This is a genomic window from Rhodococcus sp. 06-235-1A, assembly GCF_002258785.1.
Taxonomy (GTDB): Bacteria; Actinomycetota; Actinomycetes; order Mycobacteriales; family Mycobacteriaceae; genus Rhodococcoides.
This window is the reverse complement of record NZ_NOYI01000021.1, coordinates 319,729-332,513: the sequence shown is the minus strand read 5'-3', so window position 1 is coordinate 332,513 and position 12,785 is coordinate 319,729. Positions and strand designations below refer to the sequence as shown.

The window sequence follows — 12,785 nt, the reverse complement described above, 5'->3', positions numbered from 1 at the left end:
AGATAAGGTACGCGAGAGAGGCGCATCACCTATTAAGGTGGACCACGATGACCGCAAACATGGACCCTCGGGCAGTACGCAGTCGAGAACTGTTACTGGACGCTGCTGCCGAACTGGTGTCTCACCGTGATCCTGCGGAGGTGTCGATCACCGACATCGCCTCGGCTGCCGGCGTCAGCAGGCCGACCCTGTATCTGCACTTCCAGGACCGAGACACATTGTTCGCCGCCGTCGTTCGGAGGCGATTACAGTCGATCGCCGCGCTGGACGACGACGTGGCGGTGGACCGAGATCAGGCAGAACGCAGCATCGGGCTCGTTGTGGCCGAACTGGGTTCGAACCGTGAGTTCTACCGCAAACTGATCGGGGCTCAATCGAACTCGCGATCCCGCGAGCAGGTGATGACCGTTTTGCGTGAAGGATTGGGCCAGTACCTCCGACAACAAAGACTGGGCGACACCTCGCCGAACTCCCGTCAATCGAGGCGGCTCGACGAAGAAGCATGGTTCATCACGGGCGGAATGGTGACGGTGCTATCGAAGTGGCTCGATGGCGACCACGTCGACGAGCCCTCGGAGCAACGTTGGTTGGCCGAACGACTGTGGCATCTCTTATCGACCGTGGCGAGTGCCCCTGAACCGCAGGAGCTGCAGTAAAAAGTCCTCGACTTCCATCGTCGGATCCGTGACGGTGCGCTCGTCCGATGGTGTGATGCCGCGAGTCCGTCGGGATGCCGGTCATCTCGAGCGCATCCCGCAGCAATTACACCATGTCCAGTTGTGACAGCCTCGTGACAGCGAACCACCTGCGGACACGACCGTCGAACCCGAAGACCGACCCTGATCTGCACGAACTCGAAGAAACGGCGACGATGAAGGTAACTCCCGCGCGGATCTGAAATCCGCTGTGTCGGTTGTCCACTCGGATCCGTGGGAAGCCACCGGCATACACGCTACCAACCGAAAAGCACTTTCCTGGTCCAGAAATCTGGATCCATATGGACCCTGGTGCCCCCAGTCGGACTCGAACCGACACTTGACGGATTTTAAGTCCGCTGCCTCTGCCAATTGGGCTATAGGGGCCACCGCCGGAGACTGCCTCCAGCGGTGACGATCATATCGGGCTGCTACTGGGCCGGAATGACCGGCGGCACGAAGTCGAAGGTCATGCCGAGGAGCCACACGAGCAGCAGGACCACCGGGAAGTGAAAGATGAACTGCAGGAACGTGAATCCGATCAGATCGCGCGCCCGTAGACCCAGAACCGCCAGCAACGGGAGCATGAAGAACGGGTTGATCAGGTTCGGCAGCGCCTCGGCGACGTTGTAGATCTGGACGGTCCAGCCGAGGTTCATCTGCACGTCCGTCGCCGACTGCATCACGTACGGCGCTTCGACAAGCCACTTGCCGCCACCGGAGGGAACGAACAGTCCGAGCACGACGGTGTACACCGCGATGACCACGGCAAATCCGCCACCGCTGCCGATGTCGGTGAAAAAGTTCGCGAGGTGCTCGGAGATCGTGACGCCTCCCCTGCCCTCCGCCTTGGTCAGCATGGCCGCCATCGCGGCGTACAGCGGAAACTGCACCAGGATTCCTGCCGTCGCGGGAACCGCTTTGCTGACCGAATCGAGGAAGCGACGCGGGGTGCCGTGCAGCACCAACCCGAGCATGAGGAACACCAACAGGTACCCGTTCAGACTGCTGACCACCGACAGCACCGGCAGCGTCAACAGTTGGGAGACAAGCCATCCCAGCGTCATCGCGCCGGCAAATAGTGGCAGGATGCGGCTGTATTCGAGCCACTCCCCCGGCCTGGTTCGCGGTGCCGGCTCGGCGACGGTGTCGTCGAGATCGACTTCCATGTCGGCGGCAGTCTTGATGGCTGCACCCTTGGGCGCGGACACGTGTGCGATGACGACCGTCAACACGATGATGATCGCGCACATCAGCAGTGACTGCCACGTGAAGATGGTAGTTCCGAAGTCGAGTACTCCGGTGACCGAAAGCAGTGTCGCCGGAAGCGATTTCGCCGTCGCCTGCAACTGAGCAGCCGAGGACGACATTCCGAGTGCCCACACCGCTCCGAGTCCCATGAATGCCGCAGCCCCGAGTGCTCGATAGTCCGTCCGCAGATCGTCACGGCGCGCGATTGCGCGGGCAAGCAGACCGGCGAACACCAAGCTCAGCCCCCAATTGAGGAACGAGACCGAGCAGGACAGCAGTGCAACGAAACTGACTGCGCTACTGGAACTCTTGGGCACCTGCGCCAATCGCGTGATGAGCTTGGCGACAGGCGGTGAGGTGGCCACGACGTAGCCGGTGAGTACGACCATCGCCATCTGCAGAGTGAAGGCGGTCAGATCCCAGAAGCCGTTTCCGAACGCGTCGACCACATTCTGCGGAGACGACCCGTTGGCGAACGCAGCGACTGCCACGACCACCACGCCGACGAGGGCGAAGATGTACGCATCGGGAAACCACTTCTCGGTCCCCTTGGCGAGCGCTTGCGCTACGCGAGCCAGCCCTTTCTCGGCCGGCGCCTGGTTGGCCGGAGCCTGTTCGGCGGGTGACGTCATCGGTGGTCCTCACCTCGAAGGGAGCCGTGACGTGGGCCACAGCACCTGTAAGGCTTCACCGAACGACGCAGCGATGCAACCGACATCGCCGCAGACCGCCTCTGCAGAAATGCAGGTCAGATCTTGATCGACATCGCGATGCCGTCGAGGATGTCGTGCTCACTGACCGTCAACGAGCTCACGGCACCGCGTCGCTCGAACTCCTCGGCCAACACACTGCACACAATTGCACCGCCGCCGATCACATCGACCCGCCCTGGATGCATGGGGCCCAACGCACTTCGCTGCGTGTGCGTCATGCCGATCAGTCGCTCACAGACCTCGAAGAGCTGATCGAAGGGCACTCGCGAAAGATGCACCGCGTCGGCGTCGTACTCGGGCAGTTCCTTGGCGATGGCGGCGATGGTCGTCATCGTGCCGGCTACCCCGACCCAACTCGACGCGTCGCCGATCGGCACTTCCTCGAACGCCTCCGCCAACTTCTCGCGGGCGTACTCGCGCGCGCCGTTGATCTCGTCCGCGGTGGGAGGGTCCGAATGCAGGAATCGTTCGGTCAGACGGACGCAGCCGATGTTCGCCGAGAACGCCGCCTTGACGCCTTTGGCGTCGCCCAGTACGAGCTCGGTAGAACCGCCACCCAGATCGACGACCAGGAAAGGGCCTGCAGCAGCGTCGAGTTCACCGACTGCACCGGCGAAGGACAACCGAGCCTCTTCGTCTCCGGTGATCACTTCGGCCTCGGCACCAGGAATGACTTTGCCCAGTACGTCACGCACCATCGAGAAGAAGTCCTCTCGATTCGACGCATCCCGGGTGGCCGAGGTGGCGACCATGCGCACTGCGGTGACCCCGGTCTTACGAATGATCTCCGCGTACTCGACCAATGCCACGCGGGTGCGTTCGATGGCCTCGGGCACGAATGCTCCGGTGGCGTCGACGCCTTGACCGAGTCGCACGACGCGCATCTCGCGGGCGACGTCGGCAAGGGACTTACCGTTGTTGTCGGCGACGAGCAGGCGGATCGAGTTGGTGCCGCAATCGATTGCTGCAACCCTGGTCATTGTTTCTCCGCACGTAGTTCTTCGATTGTCGGCCAATCGGCCGGAATAGCTTTGCCGCGCAACGAGTTCTCGGCGGCAAGGGCCACCGACTCATCACCCAGCGGGTTGACGCCCGGGCCCTTGGCCAACGAATGGGCGATCAAGACGTGCAAGCATTTGACGCGATCGGGCATGCCGCCGCCGGTGAAATCCGTTCCGAGAGATTCGATCTCGTCACGCTCGGCCAGATAGGACCGATGGGCGCGCAGGTATGCCGCAGCCAGTTCGGGATCCGTACCGAGACGCTCGGTCATCTCCCGCATCACCCCGGCCGATTCCTGCCGACTCGCCTCGGCCGTCAGCCGCGGATCCGTGAGATAGAACAGAGTAGGGAACGGCGTACCGTCGGGCAGCTTGGGGGAGGTTTTCACCACGCCCGGCCTGCCGTCCGGAGATCGATATGCGATCTCGAGTACGCCACGCGGTTCACGTCCGAGCTGCGCTGCGACCGCATCGAGATCTTCCTGCGAGACTGCCGAGGAATTCACCCGACCGGTCCTCCTTCTGATTCTGGCACCGGCGGCACGGCCGGTGCGGGTTCTGGCTGTACGACGGGCATGGGCGCGGACGTCGGCTCCGCTGGCTCGTTCGACCCCTGCGGCTGCACCGCGGTGTTCCACAGGTCGGAGTACCAGGGCCCCGTCGGCGCGTTGTCTGCCGCGAGTTGCTCCGGAGTCTTTCCGTAGTCGCCGGGCAGCTGCACCTGATACGGCGTCTCCCCCGGCATCACGAAGCGCAGACGTTCACGGGCGCGGGCGGCGATGCGGGACGGCTCGTCGAGCTGAGATTTCTCCGTCTGGAGATCGCGCACGTCGTTCTCCAACGCCTGCCGCTCGGCCAACACGGACTCGAGTTCGCTGCGCTGCGAGAAGTAGGTGCGCAGCGGCATCGCCAGCGTCAACGCCAGCGCGCACACCACAACACCGAGAATGACGGCCCGCCCGGTGGACAGACCGAAGAACGTCCGCTCGGGCATCTTGGGCCTACGGGCCCCCACACGCCGCGGAGCCGCCTTGCCGCCGACCACCGCGTCGCGCATCTGCTCCGACGGTTCCGGCGGAGTGGCCTGCCGGCCGGAAGCGTTCTCGTCGCGAGAAGCGCCTCCGGCCTTGGACCTGCTCGAAGAAGAGGTGCGGCCGCGGGGTCGGGGATCACGTCCACCTGGACTGGTCCCGGACCTGCCGCGCCGTGCCATCATTCACTCTCCACTTCGTGCAATACGTACCTGTTTGCTATCCCTCGTAATTGAACCGGGGGAAAGACAACTCGCCGGCGTAACGCGCCGCGTCGCCCAGAGCTTCTTCGATACGAAGCAACTGGTTGTACTTGGCCACGCGCTCGCTTCGAGCCGGAGCACCGGTCTTGATCTGGCCGCTGCCGACGGCAACTGCCAGGTCAGCGATGGTGGTGTCCTCGGTCTCGCCGGACCGGTGGCTCATCATCGTCTTGTAGCCGTTGCGGTGGGCGAGATCGACGGCGTCGAGAGTCTCGGTGAGCGTGCCGATCTGGTTGACCTTGACCAGCAGCGCGTTGGCCGCACCCTTGACGATGCCGTCTTCGAGACGCTCGGGGTTGGTGACGAAGAGATCGTCGCCGACGAGCTGAACCTTGTCGCCGATCGACTCGGTGAGTGCAACCCAGCCGTCCCAGTCGTTCTCGTCGAGCGGATCCTCGATGGAAACCAGCGGGTAGGCGTCGACGAGTTCGCCGGCGAAGGCCGACATCTGCTCGGCGGACTTCGTCTCACGCTCGAAGGCGTAACCGGTGCCAGCGGTGTAGAACTCGGTGGCCGCCACGTCGAGCGCGAGAGCGACGTCCTGGCCGGGCTTGAGGCCGGTCTTGCCGATGGCCTCGAGGATCAGGTCGAGAGCAGCCTTGGTGCCGGCGAGGTCGGGAGCGAAGCCGCCCTCGTCGCCGAGCCCGGTGGACAGGCCCTTGGCCTTGAGCACGGACTTGAGTGCGTGGTAGACCTCGGCACCCCAGCGCAGCGACTCCTTGAACGTAGGCGCACCGATCGGCGCGATCATGAATTCCTGCACGTCGACGCCACTGTCTGCATGTGCGCCACCGTTGATGATGTTCATCATCGGGACCGGCAGGATGTGAGCGTTGGGGCCGCCGAGGTAGCGGAAGAGCTCCAGGCCAGTGGACTCGGCAGCGGCCTTGGCGACGGCGAGCGAGACACCCAGCAGGGAGTTCGCGCCGAGGCGAGACTTGTCGGGGGTGCCGTCCAGATCCAGCAGAGCCTGGTCGACCGTGCGCTGCTCGATGGCGTCGAGGCCGATGACCGCAGGCGCGATCTCGTCGAGCACCGCGTTGACGGCCTTCTCGACGCCCTTGCCGCCGTAGCGGTCTCCGCCGTCACGAAGCTCGACGGCCTCGTGCTCACCGGTGGATGCGCCGGAGGGGACGGCTGCGCGGGTCAACGTCCCGTCGTCCAATGCGACCTCGACCTCAACCGTGGGGTTGCCACGGGAATCGAGGATCTCGCGAGCTCCGACCTGCTCAATGATGGCCACGAATGCTTCTCCTAGTAACGGGGACCGGCGGACTGTGCCGGGTGCAAGACTAGCCGCTTCCCGGTACCTCCCGCGATGCACGGACTTCTACGGCCTGGTGCCCACGGAGTACGCGGCCGCCCGATCGCGCACGTCGCGGAGATACTGACCCGACAGGTTGTAGGCCATCAACGCCGTCTCCCAGCCCTGCGCGGTCCGCAGATCGCCGCCGCGGGCGCACAGATAGCGGGCCGCGGTCAACGCCGCATCGTCGATGTTGTCCGGATCTGCGATGCCGTCGCCGTTGGCGTCGACGCCCCATTTCTTCCACGTCTCCGGGATGAACTGCATGGGACCCATCGCGCGGTCGAACTGGGCATCACCGTCCATGACCCCGCCGTCGGTGTCCGGGATTTCGGCGACGCCCGGCCCGCCGTCGAGTGGGATTCCTCGAATCGGGGGTGCGACGAGACCGTCGGGCTGCACGGACGACCCCTGGTAGGTGCCGTGCCGACTCTCGATGTAGCCGATGCCCGCGAGCGTCGTCCACGCAATTCCGCAGTCTGCGTCGGTCTCGGTCATGATCGCGGCGGCGTGCCCGTACGACGCCAGCGCCGTCACCGAGATGCCCAGCGCCTCGGTCTGCGGTTCGGCCCAGGCGAGCAGAAGATCGGCCGTCCGCCCGGGCGCGTTGAAGTCGATGACCGGCACCTCTGTGCCCGGTCCGGGCGGGATGCCGTCCGGGATCTCACGCTTCGGCGCGCCACTGCCGCATGCCGTGAGCGCGAGGAGTGCCGACGCCGTGGCGAGCACGCAGATTCGAGAGATCACCTCTCCATCCTGCACACGCAAGGTAATAGAAAGCTAAAGACCCATAAAACCCCAGTTCAACGTGCATTCGGCCGGCATTGCAGGGTGTATGTTTCTGTCAACCTTCACGCATGAGGGTCGCCTACCCTTTGAGAGGGAAGGCGTACCAATGTTCGTTGCAAAACAGGAGAAGTGCCCGTGTCCGTTCTCGCCGCCGCAGGGTCAGCGCCGTCGATCGCCACCCAGATGTTCGGCAGCGGCTTGATCGGTCTGCGCGAGGGTCTCGAGACCGGCATCGTGGTGATGATTCTCGTCGCCTTCCTCGTCAAAGCAGAACGACGCGATGCTCTCAAATGGGTGTGGCTGGGCGTAGGTCTCGCCGTTGCGATGGTGGCCGCAATCTTCTTCGTCATCCACTACGGCACGTCCACCGTCACCGGATTGACCGCCGAAATCATCGCGGGCGCGGCATCGCTCGTGGCCGTGGTCATCGTGACGGCGATGGTCCTCTGGATGCGCACCGCCGCGAAGAACATCTCCGGCGAACTGCGGGCGAACATGGAGAAGGCGCTGACCGTCGGGCCCGCTGCAGTGCTGACGCTGTCGTTCTTCGCTGTCGGCCGCGAAGGCGTCGAAACTGCGCTACTCATGGTCGGTTACGCCGAGAACACCAACGGCAGCCTCTGGCCACTGCTCGGTCTGCTCCTCGGCATCGTCGTCGCTGCCGTGCTGACGGTGTTCTTGTACTTCGGCGCGGTGCGCATCAACTTTGCCGTGTTCTTCAAGTACACCGGCATCTTCCTCATCGTCGTCGCCGCCGGAATCCTCGCCTACGGCATCCGCGCGCTGCAGATCGGCGGAGTTCTGCCCGGTGGCAGCGCTGTCGCCTTCGACATCAGCGCTCACTTCGACGCTTCGAGCTGGTACGGCACCGTGCTCGGCGGCATCTTCAACTTCCGCCCCGAACCCACTGTCTTCCAAGCCGTCGCGTGGGTGCTCTACATCCTGATCGTGCTCTACCTCTTCCTCCGCCCGGCCCGCGTTCCCGCGACGCCCGAGCCTGCTCTGCAATCCTCCTGAAAGGCACCACCAACATGCGTCGTTCCACCTACGCCCTGGCCGCGGTCGCGGTTCTGCCGATGGCTCTGGCCGGATGTACGGAGAAGTCCTCTACCGAGGCCGCGTCGGGCGATATCGCCGTCACCGCAACCGACTCCTCCTGCGACGTCGGCGCATCCGAGGGCACCACCGGAAACTCGACGTTCCAGATCACCAACAACGGCAGCAAGGTCACCGAGTTCTACGTCTACGGCGAGGGTGACCGCGTCATGGGCGAGGTCGAGAACATCGGACCCGGGCTGACGCGTCAGCTCATCGTCGCCCTGCCCGACCCCGGCACATACCAAACCGCCTGCAAGGCAGGCATGGTGGGCGACGGCATCCGCGCCGATTACGTCGTCACCGGCGACTCCGTCCGCACCGCCGACGAGAACGGCCTCCTCACCGAGGCCGCCGCCGGCTACAAGCGCTACGTCGTCAGCCAGATCGATGCCCTTCAGGACACCACGGCTTCGTTCGTGACGGCCGTGAAGAGCGGAGACGTCAACGCCGCCAAGGCCCAGTTCCCCATTGCACGTAGCTATTACGAGCGCATCGAGCCCGTCGCCGAAAGCTTCCCCGACGATCTCGACCCTCGCATCGACCTCCGGGAGCCCGATGTCGAGCCCGGTGCGGAGTGGACCGGATTCCACCGCATCGAGAAGGACCTGTGGACGCAGGGACTTCAGCCCGATACGAACGCGATGGCCGATCAGCTGCAGGCCGACATCACCGAACTCGCCGACAAGATCAAGGCCGACGACTTCACCATCGACCCCATTCAGGTGGCCGGTGGCGCACAAGGATTGCTCGACGAGGTCGCCAAGACCAAGATCAGCGGTGAAGAGGACTTCTTCTCCCACACCGACCTGTGGGACTTCCAGGCCAACGTCGACGGCTCGCAGGCGGCCATTGCTGCCGTGCGCCCCATCCTCGACGAGCGCAATGCCGATCTCGGTACCGCCATCGACGCCCGTTACGCAGAACTCGACGCCGAATTGGCCAAGTACCGCAGCGGCGACGGCTTCGTCTTCTACGACACCGTGACCGAACCGCAGCGTCAGGAACTCTCGAACAAGATCGACGCATTGTCTGCCGAAGTGAGCCAGGTGCAGGGTGTCGTTGCCGGACAGTAATTCTGGACGCATCTCCCGGCGGCGCCTCTTCGGTGCCGTCGGGACCGGTGCTGCGCTCGTCGGAGTCGGAGCTATCGCAGGACATACGACGGCGTCGGGTGCCGAGGCACCCACATCGGACATCGTCGAGTTCCGTGGAGACCACCAGGCCGGAATCGTCACCCCCGCGCAGGATCGCATGCACTTCGTCGCCTTCGACATCACCACCGATTCTCGTGAGGATTTCGTTGCGCTGCTGAAGAAGTGGACCCTGATGGCCGAACGCCTCACCAAGGGTGAGGAGACGTTCGACGGTGGTGCCGTGGACGGTGGCCAGTACAACCCGCCCGCGGACACCGGCGAGGCTCTCGGCCTGAGCGCGTCGTCGCTGACGTTGACGATCGGTTTCGGTCCGAGTCTGTTCGATCGCTTCGATCTGGCCTCGAAACGACCTGCGTCACTTGCCGATCTGCAGCACTTCCCGGCCGACAACCTCGATCCACGACGCTCCGGCGGCGACCTCTGCATCCAGGCCTGCGCCGACGACCCGCAGGTTGCCGTGCACGCCATCCGCAACCTCGCACGCGTCGGTTTCGGCACGGTGTCGGTGAAGTGGTCGCAACTCGGATTCGGACGCACCTCGTCCACGTCCACCGCCCAGGCAACGCCGCGAAACCTGTTCGGCTTCAAGGACGGAACGGCGAACCTGAAGGCCGAGGATCCGTCGTTGCTGGACGAGAACGTGTGGGTTGCGTCCGAGGACGATCAAGAGTGGATGGCCGGTGGCTCCTACCTCGTGGCGCGTCGTATCCGCATGTTGATCGAATCCTGGGACCGCACCACGCTCAAGGAACAAGAGCGAGTGATCGGGCGCAGCAAGGGAACCGGAGCGCCACTCGGCCAGAAGGACGAATTCGACGCACTCGACTTCGAATCCCAAGGCCCCGAGGGCACCTTCATCGACAAGGCTGCTCATGTGCGTCTGGCGTCGAAAGAGGAACTCGGTGGAATCCAGATCCTGCGTCGGGGATACAACTTCACCGACGGCTCCGACGGCTTCGGCCACCTCGACGCCGGACTGTTCTTCATCGCCTACTGCCGCGACCCACTGACCCAGTTCGTCCCGATGCAACTGGCCCTCTCCCGCAAGGACGCACTGAACGAATACATCCAACACGTCGGATCGGCGGTATTCGCCTGCCCACCCGGCGTCGGAGAATCGAAATACTGGGGTTCGACGCTGTTCGAGTAGGCCTGTCCCCCGCCCGCGGCAATGGACCCTTGCATACGTCTGACCGCTGCAATGGTTCATTCACGCACGACCCCGGCCTGCGTCGATGGCGCACTGCATACGTCTGACCGCTGCAAGGGTCCATTGACACAGGCGGGCGGTGAGTTTGTACAGTCGGCTCGGTCCATACGTCGTACGTCATCGTCATCGACTCCGGGAGCACACATGGGACAGCTGGTTCGGGTACAGAACTTCACCATTTCGAGCGATGGGATTGCTGCTGGGGTCGACCAGAGCTTCGAGAGCCCGTTCGGACTGGACCACGCAAGCCTGATGGCGTGGTTCTTTGCCACCTCCAGCTTCCCGGGGAACGCCGATTCCGACGGTAGCCGCGGGCTCGACGACTACCTCGCCCGCGACTTCTCCAACAACATCGGTGCCGAGATCATGGGCCGGCACAAGTTCGGACCCCAGCGCGGACCGTGGACCGACCACGAATGGCAGGGCTGGTGGGGTGACGAGCCGCCGTTCCACACACCCGTCTTTGTCCTCACTCACCACGAGCGACCATCGATCATGCTCTCCGACACCACGTTTCACTTCGTCGACGGGGAGCCCGCCGAGGTGCTGAAGCAGGCAAAGGAGGCCGCGGACGGTAAGGACGTGCGACTCGGCGGTGGCGTCACCAGCATTCGAGAATTCCTCGACGCCGATCTCGTCGACACCTTGCACATCGCCGTCGCGCCCATCGAGTTCGGATCGGGCCTGAAGCTGTGGGACTCCCCCGACGAGTTGAACGACAGATTCGAGCACGACGTCGTCCCCAGCAGCAGCGGCGTCACGCATCACTTGTTCTGGCGCAGGTAGCCGGTCCGGATCAATGCGGCTTTGTTGCATTCTGAGCGACTGAAACTCACATTGATCCCGAAGGCAGCCGGACAGGTGTTCACGGGGTGAGAGCAAGCCCGGCACAGAACAACAGGATCGGACCGAGCAACACGAGCGCCAGAATCACCAACCAACCGAATACCGATCGGCCGATGCCGGCTCGCCGCATCCCGAGTACCGAGGTGATGAAGCTGGCGAACCACGTGAGCACCGCGAACCCCGTAACGAGACGGGCACTGATGTAGTCCGCCATTTCGTAGTCGTGCCCCATCAGTACCGCGGTCAGTACGGGGCTACTGATAGCCGAGTAGGTGGCGAAGCCCGCCACCAACATCAGCACGCCACCGAGTGCCGTCCAACCGCCGGTCCATGTCTTCTCGGCTTCGCGTTCAATTAGGTTCGTTGTCATGACCGATAGCCTGGCCGACCAGACGCCACGCGCACATGAGTAGCGCTACTCGAGAGATCTGAGCAATCCCCCGCCGCGTGGATGGCGCACTGCATACGTCTGAGCGGTGCAACGGTCCATTGACGCGTTCGGGTGGAGCCAGTTCAGCCCCGCAAACCCCAGTGCTCGATCCAGTCCAGCGCAGACATCTCTCCCGGCGCGATGCCTGCATTGCGAGCGGATGCCTCGGCGTTACGAATCAAGGCCGCGAAATCCAATACCCGACGCCGCAGCGCATCCTCGGCACTCTCCCCACCGTGCGAATGGTCGACCCCGATGTGTACGACGCGTAGGCCGTCGGGAACGAGTTCGTCGGGCAGCCCGGCCTTGGTGGCTCGTCCGATCACTTTCTGCGCCAAGGCGAGTGACGGCTGCGACAGCGCAACACCGTCGATGCAGGACCCCCGCGCCTTCTCCGAGGCCTTCTGCTCTTCCCAGGCTCGCTCCTGCTCGACGATGTCGATCGGTCCACCGTCCTGGCGACCGAGATGCGGGCTGCGGTGGGTCAGTTTGGCAACCAGTCCCGCGGCGACATCGTCGATATCGAACGCGTTCTCGGATGCATTCTGAGCGATTCTGGAGTGAAACAGCACCTGCAGCAACAGGTCTCCGAGTTCCTCGCGCAGATCGTTCAGGTTCCCTGCGGCGATCGCGTCGAGCAGTTCGTACGTTTCTTCCAGCAGGTAACCGCGCAGCGATTCGTGGGTCTGCTGCGCTTCCCAGCCACCGACGGTGTGCAACCGGTCCATCAAGTGCACCGCCGCGATCACGTCGTCACCGGGGAGCTTCTCGGCGGCGATGACACGGTCGCCGCGCGCGATCCGGTCCTGAACCTCGGGGTTGGCCGGGTCGGTGCTCACCAGAACGGGATCGACGGCATCGGACGCAGCGGTGCCCGAGAACAGCCAGCGCACTCGTACCGGCACTTCTTCGGTGAATTGCACAGGCTCGCCCAGGAATTCGACAGCGTCGACCGGAACCTGGGTGGGACGAACAGGGTCGAGCAGAACTACCGTCAC

At 64.0% G+C, this 12,785-nt stretch carries 13 protein-coding genes and 1 tRNA gene; 5 read left to right on the top strand and 9 right to left on the bottom strand.

The annotated features are described in order from the left end of the window. Positions 1 to 47 precede the first annotated feature (47 nt). Positions 48 to 656 carry a TetR/AcrR family transcriptional regulator gene (locus CH275_RS29610; protein WP_162248343.1) on the top strand — a complete coding sequence of 203 codons (609 nt, stop codon included), beginning with the start codon at positions 48 to 50 and terminating at the stop codon, positions 654 to 656. Positions 657 to 1,005: 349 nt separating this feature from the next. Here CH275_RS29610 and CH275_RS20675 read toward each other — a convergent pair. From CH275_RS20675 to CH275_RS20645, 7 genes are all read right to left on the bottom strand, one after another. After that, positions 1,006 to 1,082: transfer RNA gene (locus tag CH275_RS20675), tRNA-Leu, on the bottom strand. Positions 1,083 to 1,126: 44 nt separating this feature from the next. After that, positions 1,127 to 2,578, bottom strand: coding sequence for a short-chain fatty acid transporter (locus tag CH275_RS20670; protein ID WP_094680106.1), 1,452 nt, complete (start codon positions 2,576 to 2,578; stop codon positions 1,127 to 1,129). A gap of 116 nt (positions 2,579 to 2,694) precedes the next feature. Continuing rightward, entirely contained in the window at positions 2,695 to 3,639 is a 945-nt protein-coding gene (locus tag CH275_RS20665; protein ID WP_094680105.1) for a Ppx/GppA phosphatase family protein, read from the bottom strand. Continuing rightward, positions 3,636 to 4,166: a DUF501 domain-containing protein gene (locus tag CH275_RS20660; RefSeq protein ID WP_094680104.1), complete on the bottom strand. Its 531-nt coding sequence runs from the start codon at positions 4,164 to 4,166 to the stop codon at positions 3,636 to 3,638. Before CH275_RS20660 ends, CH275_RS20665 begins: the two co-directional genes overlap by 4 nt. Continuing rightward, a complete protein-coding gene (locus CH275_RS20655; RefSeq protein WP_256991134.1) occupies positions 4,163 to 4,717 on the bottom strand; it encodes an FtsB family cell division protein in 555 nt (184 codons plus the stop codon). The genes CH275_RS20660 and CH275_RS20655 overlap by 4 nt, the downstream gene beginning before the upstream one ends. A 193-nt stretch (positions 4,718 to 4,910) precedes the next feature. Next, the gene (eno, locus tag CH275_RS20650; RefSeq protein ID WP_094680103.1) at positions 4,911 to 6,197 is read right to left on the bottom strand and encodes a phosphopyruvate hydratase; all 1,287 of its coding nucleotides are present in this window, start codon (positions 6,195 to 6,197) and stop codon (positions 4,911 to 4,913) included. A gap of 87 nt (positions 6,198 to 6,284) precedes the next feature. Continuing rightward, a complete protein-coding gene (locus tag CH275_RS20645) occupies positions 6,285 to 6,995 on the bottom strand; it encodes a lytic transglycosylase domain-containing protein (RefSeq protein ID WP_094680319.1) in 711 nt (236 codons plus the stop codon). Positions 6,996 to 7,184: 189 nt separating this feature from the next. Between CH275_RS20645 and efeU the strand changes: the two genes are divergently transcribed. From efeU to CH275_RS20625, 4 genes are all read left to right on the top strand, one after another. Further along, positions 7,185 to 8,066: an iron uptake transporter permease EfeU gene (gene efeU / locus CH275_RS20640; RefSeq protein WP_094680317.1), complete on the top strand. Its 882-nt coding sequence runs from the start codon at positions 7,185 to 7,187 to the stop codon at positions 8,064 to 8,066. A gap of 14 nt (positions 8,067 to 8,080) precedes the next feature. Continuing rightward, positions 8,081 to 9,220, top strand: coding sequence for an iron uptake system protein EfeO (gene efeO, locus CH275_RS20635; RefSeq protein WP_179276253.1), 1,140 nt, complete (start codon positions 8,081 to 8,083; stop codon positions 9,218 to 9,220). Next, a complete protein-coding gene (efeB, locus tag CH275_RS20630; protein WP_094680102.1) occupies positions 9,201 to 10,451 on the top strand; it encodes an iron uptake transporter deferrochelatase/peroxidase subunit in 1,251 nt (416 codons plus the stop codon). The genes efeO and efeB overlap by 20 nt, the downstream gene beginning before the upstream one ends. Positions 10,452 to 10,655: 204 nt before the next feature. Next, the gene (locus CH275_RS20625) at positions 10,656 to 11,297 is read left to right on the top strand and encodes a dihydrofolate reductase family protein (protein WP_094680101.1); all 642 of its coding nucleotides are present in this window, start codon (positions 10,656 to 10,658) and stop codon (positions 11,295 to 11,297) included. A 79-nt stretch (positions 11,298 to 11,376) separates the two neighbouring features. On the opposite strand, the gene CH275_RS20620 is transcribed toward CH275_RS20625, so the two are convergent. Next, complete coding sequence (locus CH275_RS20620) at positions 11,377 to 11,727, bottom strand: hypothetical protein (protein WP_094680100.1); 351 nt, start codon at positions 11,725 to 11,727, stop codon at positions 11,377 to 11,379. Between the two features lie 143 nt (positions 11,728 to 11,870). Then, positions 11,871 to 12,785 carry a MazG family protein gene (locus CH275_RS20615; protein WP_094680099.1) on the bottom strand — a complete coding sequence of 305 codons (915 nt, stop codon included), beginning with the start codon at positions 12,783 to 12,785 and terminating at the stop codon, positions 11,871 to 11,873.